Origin of the sequence: Streptomyces sp. NPDC057617 (assembly GCF_042800555.1) — a bacterium.
In the GTDB taxonomy this organism is placed as follows: Bacteria; Actinomycetota; Actinomycetes; order Streptomycetales; family Streptomycetaceae; genus Streptomyces.
Window position 1 is genome coordinate 272,599 of sequence record NZ_JBHVGV010000002.1, and the last position, 23,117, is coordinate 295,715.

19 protein-coding genes are annotated in these 23,117 nt (G+C 72.6%); 8 read left to right on the forward strand and 11 right to left on the reverse strand.

All coding sequences use genetic code 11. The features are described from left to right. Positions 1-118 precede the first annotated feature (118 nt). The 4 genes from ACFU9P_RS06645 (at position 119) to ACFU9P_RS06660 (ending at position 5,572) form a co-directional block, all read left to right on the forward strand. A complete protein-coding gene (locus ACFU9P_RS06645) occupies positions 119-1,576 on the forward strand; it encodes an ABC transporter permease (protein ID WP_384078058.1) in 1,458 nt (485 codons plus the stop codon). Between the two features lie 158 nt (positions 1,577-1,734). Next, positions 1,735-2,418: an ABC transporter ATP-binding protein gene (locus ACFU9P_RS06650; protein ID WP_384078059.1), complete on the forward strand. Its 684-nt coding sequence runs from the start codon at positions 1,735-1,737 to the stop codon at positions 2,416-2,418. A gap of 142 nt (positions 2,419-2,560) precedes the next feature. After that, positions 2,561-3,562: a GNAT family N-acetyltransferase gene (locus tag ACFU9P_RS06655; RefSeq protein ID WP_376378676.1), complete on the forward strand. Its 1,002-nt coding sequence runs from the start codon at positions 2,561-2,563 to the stop codon at positions 3,560-3,562. A 183-nt stretch (positions 3,563-3,745) separates the two neighbouring features. After that, positions 3,746-5,572, forward strand: coding sequence for a GAF domain-containing protein (locus ACFU9P_RS06660; protein WP_384078060.1), 1,827 nt, complete (start codon positions 3,746-3,748; stop codon positions 5,570-5,572). Between the two features lie 35 nt (positions 5,573-5,607). On the opposite strand, the gene ACFU9P_RS06665 is transcribed toward ACFU9P_RS06660, so the two are convergent. Both ACFU9P_RS06665 and ACFU9P_RS06670 read right to left on the reverse strand, forming a co-directional pair. Beyond that, positions 5,608-6,294, reverse strand: a complete 687-nt coding sequence (locus tag ACFU9P_RS06665) for a response regulator (RefSeq protein ID WP_384078061.1) — start codon at positions 6,292-6,294, stop codon at positions 5,608-5,610. Between the two features lie 592 nt (positions 6,295-6,886). Further along, positions 6,887-7,618 (reverse strand): CBS domain-containing protein, encoded by a 732-nt coding sequence (locus ACFU9P_RS06670; protein ID WP_384078062.1) that lies wholly within the window; start codon positions 7,616-7,618, stop codon positions 6,887-6,889. Positions 7,619-8,070: 452 nt separating this feature from the next. Here ACFU9P_RS06670 and ACFU9P_RS06675 point away from each other — a divergent pair, with 452 nt between their 5' ends. Beyond that, positions 8,071-8,691, forward strand: a complete 621-nt coding sequence (locus ACFU9P_RS06675; RefSeq protein ID WP_384078063.1) for a hypothetical protein — start codon at positions 8,071-8,073, stop codon at positions 8,689-8,691. 212 nt (positions 8,692-8,903) lie between these two features. Next, positions 8,904-9,602 (forward strand): response regulator, encoded by a 699-nt coding sequence (locus ACFU9P_RS06680; RefSeq protein WP_384078064.1) that lies wholly within the window; start codon positions 8,904-8,906, stop codon positions 9,600-9,602. 132 nt (positions 9,603-9,734) lie between these two features. On the opposite strand, the gene ACFU9P_RS06685 is transcribed toward ACFU9P_RS06680, so the two are convergent. From ACFU9P_RS06685 to ACFU9P_RS06695, 3 genes are all read right to left on the reverse strand, one after another. Next, positions 9,735-10,577, reverse strand: a complete 843-nt coding sequence (locus tag ACFU9P_RS06685) for a universal stress protein (RefSeq protein ID WP_384078065.1) — start codon at positions 10,575-10,577, stop codon at positions 9,735-9,737. 396 nt (positions 10,578-10,973) lie between these two features. Then, complete coding sequence (locus ACFU9P_RS06690) at positions 10,974-12,701, reverse strand: hypothetical protein (RefSeq protein WP_384078066.1); 1,728 nt, start codon at positions 12,699-12,701, stop codon at positions 10,974-10,976. Between the two features lie 215 nt (positions 12,702-12,916). Further along, on the reverse strand, positions 12,917-13,615 hold the full coding sequence (locus tag ACFU9P_RS06695) for a hypothetical protein (protein WP_384078067.1): 699 nt from the start codon (positions 13,613-13,615) through the stop codon (positions 12,917-12,919). Between the two features lie 28 nt (positions 13,616-13,643). Between ACFU9P_RS06695 and ACFU9P_RS06700 the strand changes: the two genes are divergently transcribed. Together ACFU9P_RS06700 and ACFU9P_RS06705 are read left to right on the forward strand one after the other, a co-directional pair. Beyond that, positions 13,644-13,943, forward strand: a complete 300-nt coding sequence (locus tag ACFU9P_RS06700) for a hypothetical protein (protein WP_384078068.1) — start codon at positions 13,644-13,646, stop codon at positions 13,941-13,943. Positions 13,944-14,214: 271 nt separating this feature from the next. Then, positions 14,215-14,595, forward strand: a complete 381-nt coding sequence (locus ACFU9P_RS06705) for a hypothetical protein (RefSeq protein ID WP_384078069.1) — start codon at positions 14,215-14,217, stop codon at positions 14,593-14,595. A 73-nt stretch (positions 14,596-14,668) separates the two neighbouring features. On the opposite strand, the gene ACFU9P_RS06710 is transcribed toward ACFU9P_RS06705, so the two are convergent. The 6 genes from ACFU9P_RS06710 to ACFU9P_RS06735 form a co-directional block, all read right to left on the reverse strand. Then, on the reverse strand, positions 14,669-15,982 hold the full coding sequence (locus tag ACFU9P_RS06710) for an MFS transporter (protein ID WP_384078070.1): 1,314 nt from the start codon (positions 15,980-15,982) through the stop codon (positions 14,669-14,671). Beyond that, positions 15,979-16,584, reverse strand: coding sequence for an ArsR/SmtB family transcription factor (locus ACFU9P_RS06715; protein WP_384078071.1), 606 nt, complete (start codon positions 16,582-16,584; stop codon positions 15,979-15,981). Before ACFU9P_RS06715 ends, ACFU9P_RS06710 begins: the two co-directional genes overlap by 4 nt. A gap of 66 nt (positions 16,585-16,650) precedes the next feature. Beyond that, entirely contained in the window at positions 16,651-18,303 is a 1,653-nt protein-coding gene (abc-f, locus tag ACFU9P_RS06720) for a ribosomal protection-like ABC-F family protein (protein ID WP_384078072.1), read from the reverse strand. Positions 18,304-18,668: 365 nt separating this feature from the next. Next, the gene (locus ACFU9P_RS06725) at positions 18,669-20,135 is read right to left on the reverse strand and encodes a ParB/Srx family N-terminal domain-containing protein (RefSeq protein ID WP_384078073.1); all 1,467 of its coding nucleotides are present in this window, start codon (positions 20,133-20,135) and stop codon (positions 18,669-18,671) included. 187 nt (positions 20,136-20,322) lie between these two features. Beyond that, entirely contained in the window at positions 20,323-20,790 is a 468-nt protein-coding gene (locus ACFU9P_RS06730; RefSeq protein ID WP_384078074.1) for a hypothetical protein, read from the reverse strand. A gap of 713 nt (positions 20,791-21,503) precedes the next feature. Then, positions 21,504-23,084, reverse strand: a complete 1,581-nt coding sequence (locus ACFU9P_RS06735) for a hypothetical protein (RefSeq protein WP_384078075.1) — start codon at positions 23,082-23,084, stop codon at positions 21,504-21,506. Positions 23,085-23,117: the final 33 nt, after the last annotated feature.

Below are 23,117 nucleotides of genomic sequence, written 5' to 3' on the forward strand. Positions count from 1 at the left end.
GCGGCACCCTCCCGGTGCCCCCGCCGTCCGCGTTCCGGGCTCCGTACCCGGTCCCGTTCTCATCCAGCTCTCAGCCGGGCCTCAACACTTCATCACGCCCGGTGCCTAGCTTCAGGCCATGTTCTTCACCTATCTCAGGCGCGAGCTGCGCCGTCGCAGGAAGGCGGCGCTCGTCGTCGCCTCGGGGCTCGCCCTGGGCATCGCGCTGGTGATCGTCGTCAGCTCGGTCTCCTCAGGAATGAGCCAAGCGCAGGACAAGGTCCTTCAGTCGCTGTACGGCCTCGGCACCGACATGACCGTCACCAAGGCCGCGCCCCCGCCCAGCGAGGAGGGCCAGGGCAAGCGCCGCTTCGAGTTCGACGCCAAGGGCGACGACGAGCAGAGCAGCGACCGGGTGCTGGTCCAGGGCTTCCAGACGCTGGCCGCCTCGACCGTCGACAAGGTGGGCGACCAGGAGGGGGTCGCCGACGCGGTCGGCGGGCTCAGCCTGACCGTCCTCAAGGTCAACGGCGAGTTCAAGCCCGGTGAGTTCACCGCGCCGCCCGGCGGCGGCCAGGGCGGTCCCAGCGGCGGTGGCGGCGGTGGTGGTGGCCGGGTCGAGGGCGGCGGCGCCGCGTTCGACGTCAACACCTACTCGGTGTACGGGACCGATGTCAGCGTGCCCGCCCTCGGCCCGCTGACCTCTTCCAAGATCACCTCGGGCCGTACGTTCAACAGCTCCGAGGCCGATGCCGCGGTCGCCGTCGTCGACAGCGCGTACGCCAAGGAGAAGGGCCTCGCGACCGGCAAGACCGTGACCATATCCGGCACCAAGTTCACGATCATCGGGGTCGCCACCGCCGACAGCGGGGACGCCGCCGCCAACCTCTACATCCCGCTGAAGAAGGCCCAGACCCTGGCCGACGCCAAGGACAAGGTCACCACCGTCTATGTGAAGGCCGCCGACTCGCAGCAGATCGACAGCGTCAAGGCCGCCATCCAGAAGAACATCGCGGGCACCACCGTCACCACGTCCGCCGATCTCGCGGACACGGTCTCCGGTTCCCTGTCCACCGCCTCCGACCTGGCCACCACGGTCGGCAAGTGGCTCTCCATCGCCGTGCTGATCGCGGCGTTCCTGGTGGCCGGTCTGCTCACGTCCTCGGCGGTCAGCCGCCGGGTACGGGAGTTCGGCACGCTCAAGGCGCTCGGCTGGAAGAGCGGCCGGGTGACCCGCCAGGTGGTCGGCGAGGCGCTGGTCAACGGCCTGCTGGGCGGCGCGCTCGGGATTGCGCTCGGGCTCGGCGGCGCGTATCTGGTCACCGCGATCAGCCCGAACCTGACCGCACAGCTCGGCGGCGGCGCGGGCGGCGGCGCCGGGAGCGGCATGGGCGGCGGCGCCATGCTGGCCGGCGGCGGTGCCGCACGGCAGGCCACGGCCAAGACGCTCGACATTGCCCTCACCGCGCCGGTGTCCCTGGCCACCCTCGCGGTCGCCGTGGGGCTCGCCGTGGCGGGCGGGCTGATCGCGGGCGGCTTCGGCGGCTGGCGGGCGGCCCGGCTGCGGCCGGCGGACGCGCTGCGCCGGGTCGAGTGACCGCCGCCGTTCCGGTCCGGCCGTTTCGCACCCCGGTCCGTCCCCGTCCGGCCGTCTCGAACCCCGGTCCGGCCCCTTCCGGGCTCTTTCTCACCTCGCCAGCAGGAAACCCGTACCAGCAGTCCCGTACCACCGTTCCGTACAGCAGGAGTTGAACCGTGTACCAGCTCAGCGGCGTCACCAAGCGCTATCAGCGCGGCAAGAAGACCGTCGACGCGCTCGCGGGCGTCGATCTGACCATCGAGGACGGCGGCCGGCTCGTCATCCAGGGCCCCACCGGCGGCGGCAAGTCCACCCTCCTCCAGATGCTCGGCGGGCTCGACCGCCCGACCAGCGGGAGCGTCGAGTTCGACGGGGTCGACCTCGCGTCGCTGCCCGAGGCCCGGCTCACCAAGGTCCGTGCCGAGAACATCGGCTTCGTCTTCCAGAGCTTCAACCTCATCCCCACCCTCACCGCGCAGGAGAACGTCGAGACGGCCCTGGTGCCCCTCGGCCTCAAGGGCGCCGCCCGGCGCGAGCGGGCCGCCGAGGCGCTGGACTCCGTCGGCCTCGGCGAGCGGCTCGGCCATGTGCCCGGCGAACTCTCCGGCGGCCAGCAGCAGCGTGTCGCGATCGCCCGCGCGCTCGTCAAGCGGCCGAAGGTGCTGCTCGCCGATGAACCCACGGGAAATCTCGACGAGTCGATGCGTGACGAGATCATGGAACTGCTGGAGGGGCTCTGGAAAGAGCACGGCCTGACCTTCATCATGGTCACTCACGACAGTTCGATCGCCCGCCGGGCCCCACGGCTCGCCACGATCCGCAAGGGCCGGGTCACGGTCACCGAGAACGCGGCCGCCTGAGCCGCCTTGCCGGGCGGACCGGGGCCGGCCGCCGGCGGGGTGCTCGTGTCGTCGGGGCGCGGGCACCCCGTGGGCACCCCGTCCCGTCCGGATGCCCCGCCCGCCCGGGGCGTCGCCCTCCTCGCACGCGTAGGTTCCAGCCATGCTGATCACTCTGGGAAGCCCGCCCTCGGACGCCGAGACAGCCGCCTGGCACGCGGTGGTCAGCGCGGCGCACGTCCTCGATCTGCCGGCCTCGGCGCCCGAGCCCAGCAGGGCCGAGACCGCGGGCAGGCTGCGGGTGCCGCCGCTGGGCGGGCGCCATATCCATCTCGCGGCGGTGGCCGAGGACGGCTCGTACGAAGGTGTCGCCTCGCTGCTCCTCTTCACCGGCCCGGAGCAGCGGCACACGGCCTTCCTCGACGCACTGGTGGTACGGCCGGACGCCCGGCGGCGCGGGGTCGGCGCCGCGCTCTGGGCCGCCGTACGCGACCGGCTCCTCGCGCACGGCCGCACCTCGGTCTCGACCGTGCTCGAACTCGGCGGCGCGGGCGAGGCGTTCGTCGACAGTCTCGGCTTCGCCAATGTGCTGCCGCTCGGCTGGTACGTCCTGCGCGTCCGGCAGGCGGTGGACGGCACCCCGTGCCCGGTCCTGCCCGCAGGGTTCCGCTTCACCGACTGGTCGGGCGCGGTCCCGGACGGCCCGGCCGAGTCGTTCGCACGCGCCCACGCCACGGTACGGGACGTGCCGCTGACGGGTCCTGGGTCCGGGTCCGGGGCCGGAGTGCAGGCGGCGGGCCCGGATGTGGCACGGGTACGGGCGGCCGCGCGGGTGATCGAGGAGCGCGGCGGGATCATCCTCACCGCCGCAGTCCTCGACACCACGGAGGGCGACGCCGTCGTCGCGTACACCGAGGTGATCCTGAGCGACCCCGCCGACACCCGCGCGGTCCAGTACGACACGGTGGTCGTCCCGGCCCGCCGCGGCCGGGGCCTGGGCCGCGCCGTCAAACGCCATCTGCTGACGAGGCTGCGCGAACTGCACCCGGGCGTACGGGAGATCAGTACGACGGTCGCCGACGACAACGTATCGATGCTGGCGGTGAACGAGGCACTGGGATACAGACGCGAGCGCCCGGCGGGGATCTTCCGTACGAAGCTGTAGCCGGGGCGGGGGCGCGGGCAGGGGCGCGGGCAGGGGCGGGGGCGCGGTCGCCCCGCCGGACACCGGAATCCGCCGGGGTTCGGGCATATGCCCGGGCGCGCGTTCGACCGGCCTCTATCGTGGGCCCAGGGCCTGCCCGCCGGCCGGCCGCGAGGGCTGTGGCGAGGGCTGTGGAGGGCACCTGTGGAACCGGGACAGAAGGGCGCGGCAGAGCATCTTCCACGAGAGCATCTCCCACGGCTGCGCCTGGACGAGCTGCTGGAAGAACTCCAGATCCGCATCGACGCCGTACGCAATACACGGGACCGGGTGCACGGCCTCCTGGAGGCGGTGCTCTCGGTGGGGCGCGAGCTGGATCTGGCGCAGGTGCTGCGGGGCATCGTCGAGGCCGCCACCGTTCTGGTGGACGCCGAGTACGGCGCGCTGGGCGTGATCGGCGACGACGACAAGCTCTCCGAGTTCCTGACGGTCGGCATCGACGACGAGCTGAGGTCCCGGATCGGTCCGCTGCCCAGCGGGCACGGGCTGCTGGGGGAGCTGATCCGCCACCCCCGGCCGCTGCGGCTGGCGGAGCTGTCCGGCCATCCCTCCTCGTACGGCTTTCCCGCCGGCCATCCGCCGATGCGCTCCTTCCTGGGCGTCCCCATCCGGGTGCGTGACGAGGTCTTCGGGAATCTGTATCTGACCGAGAAGCGCGGCGGCGGGGAGTTCGACGCGGAGGACGAGTCCGTACTCTCCACGCTGGCCGTGGCGGCGGGCGTCGCCATCGAGAACGCGCGGCTGTACGAGGAGGCGCGCCGCCGTGAGCAGTGGCTCGCGGCCAGTGCGGAGGTGACGAGCAGTCTGCTGTCGGGAGGTCCGCGTACCCAGGTGCTCGAACTGATCATTGAGCGGGCCCGGCAGATCGTCCTCGCGGACCTCGGTCTGGTGGCCCTGCCGGCCGAGGGCACGGGCGAACTCCGTACCGTACTCGCGGTGGGCCGGGACGCCGAGGCGTACAAGGGGCTCCGGATCGCCGACGGCGACGGCTTCGTCGGGGCGGCGTTCTCCGCCGCGGAGCCCGTCGTCAGCGGCGATATCGCCCGCGATCCGAGGGCCGGTGGCGGTGATGCCAGGTGGTCGGGGCTGGGCCCCGCGGTGGCGGTGCCGATGGGCGGCCCCGGCGGTGTGCGCGGTACGCTCCTGCTCGCCCGCGCCGAGGGGCGGCCCGCGTTCGGGGCGGGCCAGACGGTTCCGCTCCTCGGTTTCGCCGGCCAGGCGGCGCTCGCCCTGGAACTGGCCGAACGCCGCAGCGCCGCCGAGCAGATAGCCCTGCTGGAGGACCGGGACCGGATCGCCCGTGACCTTCACGACCTGGCCATTCAGCGGCTGTTCGCGACGGGGATGACCCTCCAGAGCACCCAGAGGTTCGTCCAGCACCCGCAGGCGGCCGAACGCCTGGAACGCGCCGTCGACGACCTCGACGACACCATCAAGATCATCCGCTCGACGATCTTCGGACTCCGCACCCAGGAGACGCGCCGGACGGCCCAGGGGGTACGCGCCCGGCTGGCGGTCGCGGCCGAGGCGGCGGCGGCCTCGCTCGGCTTCAGTCCCGCCGTACGGACGGAGGGGCTGGTCGACACGGACGTACCTCCCGCGATCGCCGACCACCTGATCGCCGTGCTGGTGGAGGCGCTGAGCAATGCCGCGCGGCACGCCCGGGCGAAGGCCGTCGACGTACGCCTGGTCGTCGCGGCCGGTGAACTGACCCTGACGGTCACGGACGACGGTGTGGGATTCGGCCCGGACGCTCCGCGCAGCGGCCTGAGGAACATCAAGGAGCGGAGCACCGCGCTGGGCGGCACCTTCGTCCACGACACCCCGCCGGGAGGCGGCTCCCGTCTGGTCTGGCGCGTTCCTTTGCGGGGGGATGCGGCGGAGGCGGTGGGGACCGCGGACGCGACGGAGACGGCGGACGTGGCGGACGTGGCGGACGCGGCGGGGGCTGGTGAAGGGGGCCGGGGCTGAGCCGGTGTCGGGCGCTGCCTTCCTCAGCGCTTTCCTCAGGGCAGCCGCGTGTCCGGTCGTACGGCGGCGGTCATGGGCGTCCGGACACCCTGCTGGACCCCGAGTTTCGGCAGCAGGCGGGACATCCGGTGCCTGACGGTCTTCTCGGCGAGAAAGAGCCGCTGCCCCAACTGGCGGTCGGTGAGCCCGTCTCCGAGCAGCCTCAGCATGTGCCGCTCCCCCGGGGAGAGCACGGCCGGAGTCCGCGCCCCCGGCCCGGCTTGCGGCCGGCCGTGGAGGGGACCGCCCAGCAGCCGGGTGACGGCCGCCGGGTCGAGCAGGGACCGGCCAGAGGCGACGGACCGGACGGCGGAGACGAGCGCGGAGTCCTTGATCTGCTTGAGCACATAACCGGAGGCGCCCGCCAGGACGGCGTTCAGCAGCGCCACCTCGTCGTCGAACGACGTGAGCATCAGCCAGGCCAGGCCGGGCGTTCCCGATCGCAGTTCGCGGCAGGCCCTGATGTCGTCGGCATCGGGCACCGGAACATCCAGCACCGCGACATCGGGAGGCGGCGACGGGACCCTGGCCAGTGCCTCGCCCGCGGAGCCGGCGTGCCCGACGACACGGATGTCGGGTTCGGCGTGGAGGACATCGCCGAGGGCGTGTCTGACCTCCGCCTGGCCGTCGACGAGGACCACCCGTATGGGTTGCCGCGAGGAGAAGGTACGGGCTGTGCTCATGGGGATTCCTTGTTCCGGGTGGTTCCGTTCCGGGTGGGGGCCGGGGCCGGGGCCGGGGCCGCGGTCGGGGTCGGGGTCGGCCGAGGGCCAGGCCGTGTCTGCCGCATTCCGCACATCCCGTCCGGCGCGCGACGTCCGGCACGTACGCTCGCCGCATCGTTCGGATCGTTCACGTACGTCCGGGCCATCGACGCTGTTGATTCTTAGCCTTGCGATCGCACGGATCGCACGCACCGCGGTGACATCAGCCGCTGCGTGGCGGGCGCACGCCCCGCCTTGCGGGGGGACGACGCCATGTGCTGGACACTGCGCGGGCATGGTGCGATCCTCCCGTCGCCGCCCTGAGGGCCACCAGGGCCGTATGGGCCCATGCCGGGCCCGTACGAGGGCCGGACGGCTCTTCTCTTCGGCACCCTGGACGGACTTTCTCCCGGGGTCCCGGCTCCCCGGCGGGACCGGAGACGGGTGGCGGCCCTGGGTGGCTCCGGGCTGCGGCGGGCGCGGTGGCCGTCACTGCGGTAGGGAGCGGTCCGTGGCGTACGGGACCGGGCGCCCCGGACCGCGCCGAGCCGCTCTCCCTCAGAATTAGCGCTCAGAACTCGCGGAGCCATGTGCCGCCGGCTTCGCGTGGGACCCATCCCGCCGGGCGGAGGCGCGAGTCGTCCACGCGGTGGGTGAGCCGGTCGACGACAGCCACTACACCGTCGATCCGGCTCGTCATACGCAGCGCGACCGGCTTCTCGCTCAGCCGCTCCACCTGGCCCGAGAGCGTGACCACGCCGTCCCGCACCTCCACCACGACGGACTGCGGTGCCAGCCACGGCGTGCCGTCGATCACCTCCTCCAGAACCGTGCGCCTGATCTCCTCGTCGGGGCGGAGGAAGACCTGGAGCAGGTCGCGCCGTGTGACGATGCCGACGAGGCGATCCTCCTCGTCCACCACCGGCAGCCGCTCGATTCCGTGCCGCGCCATGGTCCGCGCCGCGTCCGCGATGGTGCTCCCGGCGCGCACCGTGACCGCCGGGCTGGACATCAGGGCCCCGGCGTGCCGGGCCGCGGGCTTCCCGGTGCCGCGGCGGCCCCGGATGAGCCGGTTCAGCCGGGCGCGCAGGCGGTTCGTACGGCCGGCGGGCGCGGTCCGGCCGGCCGTACGGAGGAGATCGGTCCCGGAGACCACACCGATGACCTTGTCGTCGTCATCGAGCACCGGGAGCCCGCTGACGCGATGGACGGCGAGCAGCCGGGCGATCTCCTTGAACGAGGTGCCGGGCGCGGCGGTGACGACCTCGTTCGTCATCACGGTGCCCACCTTGGTGTGCTTCATCGTGTTCTCTCCTTCTGCGCTGTCCGGTGCGGTCGGGTGCCCCGAAGGTCCGGGGGTCCGGGGGCTCGGCTTCAGACTCCGACGCCTCGGCTGTCCGGTTCCAGGGACCGCCCGGACACGGCGGCGGGCCGACCGGCCCTGATCGGCCCGCGTCGCACCGTCCGCGTCGCGCACCGTCCGCAGGGTGCGGCTCCGCCGTACGGTCACGGCTCCGCCGGCCGCCCCGGGCCCCGCCCGCCCCAACAGGCCTTCGCCCCAGTGCCGTTCGGCCCACCGGGCAGGGCCGTCGGGCCGCAGCGGCGCGGCCCCCGGCGGCGGGAGATTGAAGCCGCGACAAAGCGACTGACACCGAAGCCGAAGCCGAAGCCGAACGACAAGACACCGGCACCGGCACCGGCACCGTTCCCGGCCCCTGAAAGCCCCCTGGATACCCCCTGAAAGGGATGACAGACATGGCAGTTCACCAGACGCCCCGCCACAACAGGTTCCGCTTCTCCGCGTCGCGGAGGGCCACGGCGGTCGTGCCGGCCGACGGGGTCCGGTCCGAGGCGGTGACGGGGCGGCTCGCCCAAGTCGCCGCCACGGCCCGCATCCTGATCGGATTCGTCTTCCTCTGGGCGTTCTTCGACAAGACCTTCGGCTGGGGTTACGCGACTCAGTCCTCCGGCGCCTGGATCGACGGCGGTTCACCCACCAAGGGCTTCCTCGGCGGTGTCTCCGCCGGACCGTTCCGGTCGGCCTTCAACTCCTGGGCCGGGGACACCTGGACCGACTGGCTGTTCATGCTGGGCATGCTCGGTATCGGCCTCGCGCTCACCTCCGGCGTCGCGCTGCGGCTCGCCGCCGCCGCGGGCACCGTGATGATGGCTCTGATGTGGGCCGCGGAGTGGCCGTTGGCCAGGCACCTCGCCGACGGATCGCCCAGCATGTCGTCGAACCCGGTCGTGGACTACCACGTCATGTACGCGGTCATCATGATCGTCCTCGCCGTCGCCGCCGCGGGCCGCACCTGGGGCCTCGGCAAGCTCTGGCAGGAACTGCCCTTCGTACAGCGCCACCGCTGGCTCGTCTGAGCCGTAGGCGGCACCGGCCGGGGCGCCTCACCGCGCCCCGGCCGCCTCGTCGTTCCGGCCGCGTCGCGAACGTACGTCAAGGGCGGCATGGGTGACCGCGGGTCAGGGCCGACCGGCCCTGGTACGGGTGGAGCGGTGCGGGCCAGGATGGAGCCGACCGGCGGGAGCGCACCATGAACCCCGGAGAACCCGGAGAACCCTGGAGGACGACGATGACCGACGACCGGGAATCCGCTCGGCAGCGGCCGATCCGGGTGCTGCTGCTCGATGATCACGAGGTGGTACGGCGCGGGGTACGCGATCTGCTCGACGCCGAGCCCGGCATCGCGGTCGTCGGCGAGGCCGGAACGGCTGAACAGGCCCTGGCCAGGGGCCCGGCGCTGCGCCCGGACGTGGCCGTCCTCGACGTACGGCTGCCGGACGGCGACGGCATCACGGTCTGCCGGGAGCTGCGGTCGGCGATGCCCGGGCTGGCGTGTCTGATGCTCACGTCGTTCGATGACGACGACGCGCTCCTCGACGCGATCATGGCCGGAGCCGCGGGCTATGTGCTCAAGGAGATCAAGGGGTCCGCGCTCGTCTCCGCGGTCCGTACGGTCGCGTCCGGCCAGTCGATGCTCGACCCGGCCACCACGACGCGCCTGATGAACAGCCTGCGCGGGGAGGAGTCCGCGCCGGAGTCCGAACCGGGACTGCTGGACGGCCTCTCTCCGCGCGAGCGCGAGATCCTCGCCCTGATCGGCAAGGGACTGACCAACGCTCAGATCGGCAAGCGGCTCTATCTCTCGGAGAAGACGGTCAAGAACAACATCTCCCGCCTGCTGGCCAAGCTCGGTGTGGAGCGCCGCATCCAGGCGGCGGTCCTGGCGACGCGGGCCGCGCCGCAGGACTCGCCTCGCGACGAGCGCTGAGTACCGCTGAGAGCCCTCGTACCGGCCCCGGCCAGGGACGGTACGAGGGCTCTCAGCGGTCAGTGTTGAGGGGGCAGTGCTGAGGCGCGCCACGGCCGCCGCGGGGAACGCGCCGGCCGCCACACGGGCCCCTCAGAGGCCGCCGCCGCGACGCGTGCCGAGGTCCGAGGGAACAACCAGCACCGGGCAGCGGGAGCGGTGCAGCAGCGCGTGCGCCGTCTGGTCGTGCCGGACACCCCCGTTGCCGTGCCGGTGATGGGCGATGACGACAACACCCGCGTCCGCGGTGGCGGCGATCAGCTCGTCCAGGGACAGCCGGGGAGCCGTCCGGTCCGGCCGCCGGCCGGTGTCCCGCGCGGGCGCCGCCGTTCCCGTCGGCAGACCCGTGTCCGAAGACAAGTCCGCGCCGCCCGGGGCCCGCAGGGCCGCCGGAGGACACGGTCCCGGCGGTACGGGGAGCCGGTAGAGGGGCGTGTGGACGAACCGTACGCGCGTGCCCCGGCGTGCGGCTTCCTCGTCGGCGTAGACCGTCGCCTCGGCGTCCGCGTCCGTCTCGATGGCGAGCAGCACGTCGCCCGCCCCTGTGTGGTACGGGAGATGGCCCGCGCCGACGACCAGCAGCGGGCAGTGGATACGCTCCATCAGCCGGCGGGCCACCGACCGCGAGGCCAGTGCGGCGAGGCCGCCCAGGGCGCGGGTGCCGACCACGGTCAGCGCCGCCCGTCGGCCCTTCCTCGCCAGCGCTTCCGCCGGGTCGGCGTCGACGGCGGCGAGACGGACGCTCAGCCCGGGATGGCGGGCACGGACACGGGCGGCGGCCGTGGCCAGCACCGGCCCGGCCACGTCCAGTTCCGGAACGGCGTAGACGATCTCCAGCGGCACCGACCTGCGCACCGCCTCCTCGGCGGCCGCGTCCTGCGCGCGTGTCGAGATGATCGAACCGTCGGTCCCCACCACCACATGGCGCTCTGGCATGTGCCTTCCCCTCTCCTGCTGTTGCCGACCGGCCTGCGGACGGTCACGGGCATCAGCGTCCGTCCGCGAGCCGACCAGAGGCAGGGGCCGACCGGGACCCCACGCCCGGCGACCGGCCCTCGTGCGGGGCAGCCCGCGGCGGCGGACGGCGGCGGGCGGTGAACGCAGCGGCGGACGGCGAACGGTGGGCGTGGCGATTCCGTACGGGTCCGCCGTCCGGCAGTCGTACGCCCGGTCCCGGGGCGTACGCCCGGCCCCGACGCGCCGTAGAGGCACGGCCGGAACAGCGGGCACCCATGGCGTGGCGGTTCCGATACGGGCCGTCAGATACGCGCCGTACCAAGCCGTACCAAGCCGTACCGGGATGAGGGCGCCGGGCCGGTTCCGAGTGCCCGGTCAGCCCTTCGCGCAGTCGGCTGCCGCGTGAGGCAGGCGGTACGGCGACTCCAGGCGGTAGTCGCCCGCCTTCGGGACCGTCAGGCGCACCCACTCGCCCGCCCGTTCCACGCACGCGCCGCGGGCCCTGAGCCAGGGGGAGTAGGCGATCCGTACCGTCACCGAGCCGGGCCCCGGCATCCTTACGACCAGGTCCGCCGCGCTGCCGCCGGCCACCGAGGCGGGCGTAGAGACCAGGGGGACGGCGTTCCGTACGCGGTAGACGGTCCAGCCGTCGTCCTCGTACACCCGCTCCAGCCACTCCGGACCGCTTCTGACCAGCGCCGCCTCGGCTTCGGCCGGGCCGTCCGGCCGGCCGTGGTGCAGTACGACGAGGCCCACCGCCCAGCGGTCCAGCCAGGCGCGGTAGGCGGACTCGGCGAGGGGGCCCTCGGTGTCCTCGTAGAAGAGGCGCCCGCGCTCGACGTCGAGCTGACGGTTCCAGCCGCGGGCCATGGTGATGTACGGGGCGAGGATGTCGGCCTCGCGGTGGTTGCGGGCGGGGACGACCTCGACTCGGGTACGGTCCGCCCCCAGCCGGTCCAGGGCGGCGACCAGTCCGTCGGTGTGCGCGGCCCAGTACGGCACGGTGTTCGATACGACGAGGTCGTCCTCGGTCTTGTCGACCAGCCAGTTGGTGTTCACGGCGAGGGCGGCGGCGAGAACGAGATGCGGGAGCGCGCGCCAGGGCCGGGCCTTGAGGGCCTTCAGGGCGTCCGGCGCACTCGGCGCACCCGGCGTGCCCGGTGTGCTGCTCACACCCGGGGCGCGCGTCAGCAGGGCCGCCAGCAGCACCGGCGGTCCCGCCAGCCCCACCAGCCGCTCCACATTCGTACCGATCGGCGAGGCGACCAGAAAGGTCAGGACGACCCCGACGGCGTAGACGGCCGCGCCGTACCGCACCACCCGCCACCCGCGCGGCGCCGCCACGCACAGCGCCGCGCTCGCGACGAGCGGCATCCACAGCTTGCCGGGGCTCATGGGCTGCTCGCCCTGGAACGGGAAGAGGACGGTTATCGCGGCTATGACGACGAAGGGCGGCACGATCAGCGCCGCCCCCTTCGCCCACCGCCGGTCCAGCAGATACGCCGCGCCCGCCACGACGAGGAAGAGTGCGGCGACCGGGCTGGCGAGGCCGGTGAGCGCGGCGCAGAGGGCGGCCCACCACGGGCGGTGCCGGCCCTGAACACAGAGGACGGCGGTCAGCCCGATGGCCACCCCCAGCGCGAACGTCGTCCGACCCGACGCGACATTGCACCAGAGCGCCGCCGCCCCGAGCAGCGCGGGCCACAGCGGCCGCCGCACCCGCCGTACCGGCCGTACCCCCGCCCGTACGAACAGCACCCCCAGCACCCAGGTCCCGGCCAGCCCCGCCCCCACGGACACCGCTCTGACCCCCAGCCACGCCATGAGCGGCGGCGCCAGCACGCTGTAGTTGGCGGTGTGCGTACCCCCGTACCAGCCGAGGTTGTACGCGGACCCCGGATGCCGCGCGACGAACCCGGCCCAGGCGAACTGGGCCGCCAGGTCACCACCCCCGGTGGCGAGCAGGACGGCCCACAGCACATAGAACGGCACGGCGACCCCAACAGCGACAACCGGCCCCCGCCACCGGTCCCACCCGCCCGCCGGCCTGTCGTCGCCACCACCACCAACCGGCCGCGCCCGGGTCACCGCACTGGTCCACATCCGCCCCAGACTAGGGCGTGCCTTTTGGATCTTGCCTGGGCCGTCCTCCGCCCCGCGATTGCCGGCGAGGTACACCGCGTGCTCCGCCTCCAGGTCCACCACCGTGAACTCCTGCCAGACGTCCGGGTGTACGGGGCGTACGGGGGCCGAAGGCGCTGGATGGAAACCCCGAAAGGGGAGGTCGACGAGCCGGGGTGGCGGCCGGCCGAAGGCGGTCAGGTGGCGTCCGTACCGGTCCTCCGGCGGCGTACGACGTACACGGCACCCGCGCCGAGCGCGACGGCCGCGCCGCCCGTGAGACCGATCAGCGGGAGCGCGGAGGACGAGCCGGTGTGGGCCAGGTCGCCGGTAGGCGCGGTGGGTGCGGTGGGCGTGGGGGCCGGGTCGGCGGATGCCGTACCGCCGGTCTGCGGCGTGGGCTCGCTGCTGCTCGGCGGCTCGGACCCGCCTCCGTCACCGGTTTCCGTTCCGGGCTTGAAGATGTTGTAGAACCAGACGTCCCCGTACTTGCAGATGCCCTCGCCGTCGGGGCCGAAGACTTGGAGGTCGAGATAGCCGGTCCCGACGGGCACGGTTTCCAGCTCGGGCCAACTGCCGTAGGGGAAGTCCTTTTCGACTCTCATGCGGAGCTGGAGAGTCACGGTCTTGCGGGGGGCTATGTCGATGGGCGGCAGCGGGCCCTCCGTCTCGTCCGTGTCCCAGGGGATCTCCGCCCAGGTGCGGGACTGCGTGTCCCACCGCTGGATGGTGACGTATTCCTGCAGGTTCGCGGGAAAGTCGGGCACCACGTCGTACGCGTGTTTCTCCACCTTGACCGTGATGTCCCGCAGAGCGGTGTCGGAGACGTTCTCCAGCTTGGCCGTGAGGCCGTGCCAGCCGCCGCCCACATTGAAGCGGCTGGTCTCGCCGGACACGGTGGCGGACAGGAAGTCGTCGACCGGCTTGTCCGGGCACCTGCGCGAATCCCTGGGCGACGGCGAGTCGGAGGCCGGCGGCGATGACGGGGACGGGGAAGAGGACGTGGGCGATGCCGGAGAGGCGCTGGGCGAGGGGGACTCGGAAGCGGGAGCGGAGACGGATACGGACGGGGACGCGGACGGTGTCGGGGACTCGGGGGACTCGCTCACGGCCGGAGCGGACGGTGTCGGCGATTCGGTGGCGGACGCGGTGGCTCCGGTCAGTAACGCCGCCGGGATCAGCGCGGCGGCGATCGCCAGAGCAGGACGGGATCTCATCGACTAGTCCTCTAGTCCTCGGGTAAAGGAAACAGGATCCTTCCGCGTCCCCGCACACGGGGACTGCGAATATCTGCGGACACCTGTGTGACCCCTCCGGCGCACCGATGGTTGTAGCCGATGGCGACCGGCTGCCGCCCTGACACTCAGGTGTCGCCGTCGAACCCGAACGGTGCGCAAGGCGGGGAACTTTGCCGGAACCACCCACCCCGCCACCGACGTCTGTCGCCAACATGAGCGGACATCCACGGGACAGCGGACATCCACCGGACCAGGACATGAGCAGCCCTTCAGACACCATCGGCTACGGCGCCGGGTGTCTCCTTGCCGGTCTCGGCGCAGCGACTGCGGCCCTTGCGTGGGCACCGCGGGCCGCTGTCAGTGTCGATGGTGGGTTCGAGGGCCATGCCCGTGATCTGAGCGTGCTCTACGTCGACCTGCCGCTCGTACTGCTGGGCGGTGCTCTGGTTCCGCTTCTGGTGTGGGCGCTGATCACCCGCTGGGTGGGCCGGCCCTGGGTTGCGGTACTCGCCGCCGTGGCCGCGCTCGCCGTTGGGGTGTGGGGACTTCTGGAGTGGTGGACTCCGCAGCGGGGACCACACCCGGACTCCGGCGGCAACGCCTCAGCCACGTCTCGGTTCATCGTGTCCACGGCGTGAAGTCTCCCCGTGAGATCCGACGGGAGGTTCTGGCCGCTCCGTACTGAGGGGCGATTGCCAGGTGCGGTCGTGGTCAATGACGAGGTGGGGCCGGCTCGCCGTCAGAATGCAGCGGGAGTTTGGAACTGCCCGCTGGCCGGCGGGACGTCGGCAGGTCTCGGGAGCGCCGGATCGGGGAGAAGAGCAGGATCAGCGCGGCGAGCGGGACCCCCGCAGTCGTGACGGCCATGGCGGTGCGGAGGCCGAGTGCGGTTCCGAGCGCGCCGCCGAGCAGTGCTCCGACGGGGATCGTTCCGTAGCTGAGGAATGCTGTGCTTGCGGTGAGGCGACCGAGGAGATCCGGCGGGCAGTAGCGTTGCTGGAAGCTCGCCTTGATGATGTTGCCGGCCACGACGCCCGCGGAGACGCTGAAGCCGCCTGCCGCGAAGAGCAGGATCCCGGCTCCGCCGACGGTCAGCGGGATGAGCAGAGCGAGCATGGGAAGTCCCAGTTCGAACAGCAGTGTCGCGCGGGCCGTGCCGATCCGGTGGGCGACCCGGCGTGCGGCGAATGCCCCGGCAACGCCTCCTGCACTGGTAGCCGCGATGAGCGCGCCGACCGTCCCCGGGGTCAGGCCGACGCTCCGGACCAGGAAGACCACCTGGATCGACTGGTATCCCATCAGGGCCAGGTTGGAGGCGGCTCCGAAGAGTGTGAGCGTACGGAACCAGGGGTCGTCGGCGATCAGCCGCAGGCCTTCGCGGACTTCGCTGACCAGTGATGGGGAGCGATGTCCGGTTCTGGTGACGCGTGGCTCGCGGTGCCGGATGCCTGTGAGGCAGAGCAGGGAGACGAGGAATGTCGCGGCGTTGGCGAACATTCCGTTCACCGCACCTGCCAACTGTGCGATCAGGCCGCCACCACCGAGCCCGGCAATCTGCGCGGCGGACGCGCTGCCGTGCAGTTTGGCGTTGCCCTCGGGCTGGTCATCGGGTTCGAGAAGGCTGGGAAGATAGGCGCTGTAGGCGGTCTGGAAGAACACCGCTGCCGTACCCGTCAGCAGGGCGACGGCCAGCAGTAGTCCGACACTCAACCAGCCGGACCATGCGGCGACCGGGACGGCGGCGAAGAGTGAGAGGGAGACCGCGGCAGCGGTCAGCATGATCGGTCTGCGCCGTAGCCGGTCCACCCAGACCCCGACCGGGAGACCGATGATCAGCCAAGGGGCCCAGGTGGCGGCGCTCAGCAGGCCGACCTCGAACGTGCCGGCGTGCAAGGTCGAGACGGCAACCAGCGGCATCGTCACCCCGGTGACGGACGCGCCGAACTTGCCGGCGGTCTCGCCGCACCAGAGCAGGCGGAAATCGCGGTGGCGGCGCAGGAGGCCACCGCGTATGCCATGGTTCACGCGGTGCCGCGTTCCTTGCGGGGGAAGGACTGGAGCTGCACGACGACAGGGAGCGCGTCCGGGGCGGGCTCGGCGTCCGGCGCAGGGGTGTGGCGGGCGATCACAGCCATCAGCTCCGCGTTGAGCGCCTCCAGCTGATTGGGGGTCATCCGCAGGTCACTCCAGTCCGAGACGGTGCCGGCGCTCCGCCACCTGTCGTCCCAGTCCTCGCTGATGTAGTTCACGACCCGGCTGAAGTACTGCTGCACCAGTTGGTGCAGGTAGACCGACAGCGCGCCCCGGGTGTCGGGATCGTCGCGGAAATCGGCGGTGTTCAGCTCATTCGTGACGCCGACCCTTCTCCACCAGCGCTCGCGTTTCGTGCCCCGTCCGGTCTCCTCCTCGATGAAGCCGTGCTCGGCGAGGTGGCGCAAGTGCCAACTGATGGTGCCGGTGTTCTCCCCGAGGCGTTCGGCGAGCCCGGTGGCGGTGGCGGGGCCGTCCAGACTGAGCAGTTCAAAGATGTTCATCCGCAGCGGATGGGCCAGCCCCCGCAGGCTGCGCGCATCGATGCGCCGGACGGGCTTGGCGGGCCGTGGTGTGCGCTCGGTTTCGTCGGACATGCCGGCAGCGTATGTTGCAGAGTCCTCTCTGCATAGGATTCTCTGCAGAGAGGACTCTGCAAGTTTTCACCGCTGCTTTGCCGGGGCTCCTTCCCGTACGACCCGACCACCGTCCAACTCCAGCCTTCTGCCCGGGAAGCCCGTGCGGAAGCGGCGGTCGTGGGAGACCACTACCACCGCGCCCTCGTATGTGCGCAGTGCCTTCTCCAGTTCCTCGACCAGGCTGAGTGCGAGGTGGTTCGTCGGCTCGTCGAGGATCAGGAGGGCGGCGGGGCGGGTTACCAGGCGGGCCAGTTCCAGTCTGCGGCGCTGGCCGACCGAGAGGGCGGCGACCGGGACGGGCAGGTCGTCGTCGCGGAACAGGCCGAGGGCCAGCAGGTCGTCCGCGTGGTCCTCGGGCATGCCGGGGCGGCCCGCCGCGAAGGCGGAGAGCAGGGGCAACCGGGAGGATACGGCGGGGAGTTCCTGCGCCAGGTAGCCGGTGGGCACGGGCCGCAGTACGGAACCGCTGTCCGGCCGCAGCTCCCCGGCCAGCACCCGCAGAAGCGTGCTCTTGCCCGCCCCGTTCGCGCCGGTCACCAGGACCCGTTCGCCGGACCGTACCCGCAGGTGAGCGACCCGTAGCCGGTCACCGACGACGACATCGTCCAGTCCGGCCGCGAGGTCGTCCGCCTCGCCCTGTTCGGGACCGGCCAGCGTCGGCCGGAACCTCAGCGGCTCCGGTGGTGCCGGGACCGGCTCCTGCCGCAGCCGCCACAGTCGCTCCCTCGCCGCCCTCACCTGGCCCGACAGCTTCGTCTCGTGCGAGCGGCGGTGTTTGCCGAAGCCCTGGCGGGGGTCCTTGCCCGTGCTCGCCAGCCGTTGCCCGGCCGCCGCGACCAGCTCCTCCGTACGGGCCACCTCGGCCACCCACTCCAGGTGGTCCAGCCGCCACCGGTTGCGGGCCGCCGCCTTCGCCGTACGGTAGCCGCGCCAGCCGTCGCCGTACCGCGTCACCGCCCGCGTATCCCGGTCCACCTCAAGGATCGTCGTCGCGATCCGCTCCAGGAACGCCCGGTCGTGGGTGACCGCCACCACCGTCCCGCGGTGCGCCCTGAGGTGGTCCTCCAGCCAGGTGGTGGCCTGGAGGTCGAGATGGTTGGTGGGCTCGTCGAGCAGCAGCAGTTCGGGCGCCGACGCCAGTACGCAGGCCAGCGCGAGCCGGGACTGCTCCCCGCCGGAGAGCGACCGGAGCAGCCGGCCGCGGCCGATCCGGGCGAGCCCGAGACCGTGCAGCGCGGCATCGACCCGGGCGTCGGCCTGATAGCCGCCGCGCTCCTCGTACACCGTCAACAGCTCACCGTACGCGGCCAGTTCGGCGTCCCCGGCCTCGCCGAGCGCCGCCTCGGCCGCGCGCAGCCGCCGCTCCAGCTCGCGCAGTTCGGCGAGGGCCGCGTCGACGGCGTCCTGGACGGTGTGGGCCGGACCGAGGCCGAGGGTCTCGTCGAGAGTCTGGGCGAGATGGCCGACACCGCCGGGGAAACGGACGGTGATCTCACCGCCGTCAGGGCGCTCGGCCCCGGCCAGCAGCCGCAGCAGGGTCGACTTGCCGGAGCCGTTCTCCCCGATGACTCCGGCCTTCTCGCCGGGGCGTACGGTCAGCGACACCAGGTCGAGGACCGACCGGTCGCCGTACGCCTTGGAAACATCCTTCATCGCCAATTGGGCGCGCTCGCGCATTGCTACTTCCTGTCAGGTGACATGCCCTGACCGCGCGGGCACCCGTCTGTGCGCGGGCCGCGTCGGGTCAGGGCTGGATTCCGGGGGACCTGGGGAGCAGGTCCGGAATCACAGGAAGTAGTAGTGCGCGAACATGCCGTCGAGTGTAGCCGGGCCGCGCGGAGGCGGCCCGGCTGTTTTCCGCGCGGGCGGCGGTACGGGGGTACGACCGGGGGCGGTACGGACGTACGGCCTGCGGCATTACGGGCGTACGGCCCGCAGCGTCGTGAGGTCGCGAGTGGCTGCCTTCGTACGAGCCGCGGTGTTACGGACGTACGAGCCGCCGCGTCGCGAACGGCTGTCTTACGGAGGCACGGAGGCGCAGGCTACGAGGCGTTGCCCACGAGCTGGACCGGCCCGTTCAGCGTGTTCGGGGTGCAGCCGGGGCCCGACAGCGTCAGCCGTTCCTTCGTGTTGACGACGGACAGCGGCCCGGTCAGCGATATCCCGCACAGTTCGACGACCCGCGCGCCCACCGCCTGCACCGGACCCGTGATGTCCGCGCCCTTCGCGACCAGCCCGGCGCCCGCGCGGACCACGACCGGCCCGGTGACCCGGGTGCCGTCGAGACAGGTGACTCCGGCGGAGATGACCAGCGGGCCGGTGTGGGTGCCGGTCAGTGTGTTCGTACAGGCCGGCGAGGCCGGAACGCGGCTCCGGAAGTCCAGCGCGTATGCGAGCTTGCCGGGCTTGTCGTCGGAGATCGGCGCGCTGAGCTTCCCGAACTCGCCGCCGGTCGGCTTCTTCCCGTTGTTCCACTCGGCCATCCGGCCCAGCTCGTCGGCGGTGCGGCCGTCGGCGATGACGGTGTCGCCGGGGGTCGCCGACATGGCCTCGGAGGCCTTGCGGACGGCGGCCAGGTAGGGCGCGGGGCTGCTCAGGTCGTACGTACCGAGGTCCACGCGGTCCCGCAGCCAGGTGCCCCAGAGGAACTCCAGGTACTCGGCCGCGTCGGCGGGCGCCTGGTAGCCGATGTCGCGCGTGAAGTAGACGAGGCTGCGGTAGCGGTCGTCATGGAAGTTGGCGAGGCCGAGGCGCTTGGGGAGCTGGTCGACGGTGATGGGGCGGTTGTTCTCGTCGCGCAGCCAGACCCACTTCCGGTCCTGCATGGTCTGCCAGAAGGCGGCGGGGGAGAGGTCGCTGAGATTGCCGGTGACGCGCAGCCGGATGTGCATGGCGGGGCCGCCGTCGGGGGTCTCCAGGAACGACGTCAGGGTGTGGTGCCCGTCGGTCAGATAGAGCTTGCCGCCGGGGCCGATGACGACGGTCTTCATCTGGGCGCGCGTCTCGTCGGTCTCCTCGCCGAGCGGGACGGTGCAGGTGAAGCTCGACGGGTCGGAGAGACGGGCGCCCGGTTCGACGGTGTCCGCCTCCTCCTGCCCGTTGGTCTCGCACCAGTCGTCGAAGCGCTTGTTGAAGTCGCCGTTCTGCTCGTCCTTGGGGCTGCTGTAGCGGCCGAGCTTGTAGTAGATCTGGTCGAAGCCGATGGCGGGCTGGGTGGGGATGAGCTGATCCAGCGTCACATCGAGCAGATCGCCGGGCTGGGCGCAGAGGGCGGCGTTCGTGGCTGCGCCCTTGGCGGCGTTGGTGGCGTTGGCGGCGTTGGCGGCGTTGGTGGAGTTCTTGGTTGCGTTCTTGGCGACGGCGCAGTTCGGCTTCGCGACCGCGCCGGCCGGGCCGCCGTCCACGACGACCCCACCGAGCGCGAGCGCGCCCACGGCGAGCCCGGCGCCTGCCCCGCGCAGCGCGGCACGGGCCCGGGACGGGGACTGCGTACGGGATGAGCCGGTCATACGGTCTCCAGGTGAGGCGGACGGACACTGATGCGAGGGCACAGAAGGCCGTGCGTATCCACTCATCTTTTCCGCACCGCCGGGGCGACTTTCGGTGAACGTGCGGGTGTCGGCAGGGTGAACGGTGGTGGCGTTGGAGTACCGGACGCGCGCTCGACCGGTGCTCAGCCTGCCGCTCGACGGGCCGTCAGCGGCGCGACCCGGCAAGGGCGTACAGCAGCCCGCCGCCAACGGTGAGTACGGCCGAGGTCCAGGTGGCGGCGGCGGTGTCCGCCGGCTGGAGCAGCCAGGTTCCGATCCGGGCGGGCAGGTCCCCGGAGGACGGTACGAAGAACGCCGCCAGGCACCAGCCGAACGGCGCCATCCAGGCATGCCGTCCGCCCCACACCGCCGCCGCGCCCGCGGCGAGCCCCGCCAGCCCCGCACTGTTCCGTACGGCGTACCCCACCGACAACTCCCCGCCGCCCGGCGCCTCCAGCACCGACAACGCGGCGAGCACCAGCAGAACCCCCGCACCGACCGCGCCGATCCCGACGACATGCGCGGCCCGCCGAAGCCCCCACCGAATCGCGGCCGTCCGGTCGAGCGCGGGATCCTGACCGCTGAGCCCCACCGCCCCGACCGCCACAACGGCGGTGAGCAGCAGGGCCCCCATCCGGGGATCCCCGGCCGCCCCGCCTGGGACAACTGCCCATATGGCACAGGCGCTGAGGAGTACGGCGAGCAGGGACCCGGGGATCAGCCGCGAACGCGCGTACAGGCGTAGCCAGCGACCCGGACCGGGCCGCTTGAAAGCGCCCGAATCCTGGCTTACGGCTGCCGCCCCCAGGGCCGGGGCCAGGAGCCGCGGCCCGGCGGGCCTCGGTCGTACGGGCGGCGCCGACGCCCTGCCGGCGCTGTCCCGTGCCGGTTGCCCGGCAGAGGCAGGCCGTCCGCCCGCGGCCGGATCGCTGTCCCCGGCTCGGTCCAGGCCTGGTGACCGTGCTTCGGTCGGTGTGCGTGCTTCGGCCGGTGACTGTTCGCCAGCCGGTATCCGTGCTTCGGCCGGTGTCCGCTCGCCGCCCGGTGTCCGTTCGCTGGCCGGTGTCCGCTCGCCGCCCGGTGTCCGCTCCCCGCTCGGTGTCCGTTCGCCGACCGGCGTCCGTTCTTCGGCCGGTATCCGTGCTCCGGCCGAAGGTTGGACATCGCCCAATCCCGGGTGCTCGCCGGTGGCCTGGGGCCCGGCCGAGGATGGCCCGGCGCTGTTAGGCGTGAATCCGGTCCCGGACCCCGAGGGCCCGCCGGGTGCCCGCCGCCCGGCCGCGGGCCCGGTGTTGTCGGGCCTCCGGCCCTCCCCGGGCCCCGGCCGGTCCTCCGTTGTCTCGTCTCTCACCCTCGCGCGCCGTTCCTCAGGATCGTCAGCAGGTCACCCTCGCAGGCCAGCGATGCCGTCCGCAGTGCCGCGACGCGCTCCCGCTGCTCGTCGGCCGGCAGCGCGCGCAGCGCCGTCCAGGCCGGGCCGGCCAAGGCGTCCGCTGCCGCGCGTTGGTCGCCCGCGCCGGGGAGGGGCTTCAGGTCACCCGTGAACCAGGCCGCGGCGACCGTACGGGCGGCGAGTTCCCGTACCGCCTTCTCCGGGTCGTACACCTTGCGCTCCTCCTCCGTCGGGTAGGTCCTGAGCGGGACAACGCACGGCCCCGTACCGGCACCCGCCAGCACCGCGCGGAGAGTCTCGTCCCTCGTGGCGCCGCTGAGCGCCTGCGCCTCGAAGTCGACGGGGACGAAACCGGCGGGCTGCGGCGGCGCCTGCGGCCGCCACGTGCCGAGCGGCCACGCGGGGACCGTCTCGCGCACCGCGGACGGCGGGTCCGGCAGCCCGGCCAGCAGCCGCAGTGCCTCCTCCCCAGGGCCCTCGGGCCCGGCGAGCGCGGCCAGTTCCCGTTCGTGCGTCCGCGTCACACACACCCGCCCCTCGCACACCAGCGCCGTCGCCGCCTCGTCGATGACGTAGTCGCGGTCGTGCGAGGCCGGCAGCAGCGGCACTCCCACCGCCGCACCCACCACCAGCGGCACCAGCGCCAGCAGCCGCGCCCGCGCCCGTCCCGCCATCAGCAGCAGGAACCCCGTCCCCGCCAGGCCCAGCAGCCACACCGTCTGCCCGGCGTTGACCCGCCACGCCACCGTCAGGAACGTGCTGTGCACCTCGGCCAGCGACGGCGACAGCAGCACGATCCGGTTCGGGAACAGGTCCTTGGTGACCGCGTCATGAACGAGTACGACCGACATCAGCGTCGTGATCGCCAGTGCGGGCGGCGTCAGCGCGGACGGTACGGTCCTCGCGATCCCCATCCCCAGCCAGGCCGCCGCGACCAGCGCCAGCGCCCCGACCGCCACGATCGGCAGCCAGCGGAGATGCGCGTACCCGTCGTTGCCGATCACCTGGACCCCTCCGTAGAGGAACACCAGCAGATAGGCGGTGGCGAGGGCCAGCCCCAGCGCGGCGGCGGTCCAGGCCGCGCGCTGCCAGGGCGGACGCGGGGTGGTGGCGAGGAGTTCCGTCATACGGGAACGGCGGTCCCGCAGCCCCTGTACGGCCCCGGCCGCCATGGCCGACGGCCACAGGAACACCATGAGATACCGCTCCCACCAGGCGGCGGACGTCCACTGCTCGGTCCATGCCTCGGCGCCCGCTCCCCACGGCCCCTTGCTGAACAACTGGAGCAGCGCGACCGAGCCGAGCAGGAGCAGCAGCCCCGTCCACAGGCCGGTGGAGCGCCGGAGTTCGATCCGCAGGATCCGGCCCCGGCCCCGGCCCGGGTTCTTGGGCCGGGCTTTCGGGACCGGGCCCTGGGGGTTCTGGCCGTCGGGCGCCTGGCCGTCGGGCGCCTGGCCCGCGGGTCGGCCGTCCGCACCCGCCTCGCGTGCCGCCCCGACCCCACGTGTCCCGTCCGCCTCCCACGTCCCTTCCATGCCTCGCGCCCCTTCCGTATCCCGCATCCTGTC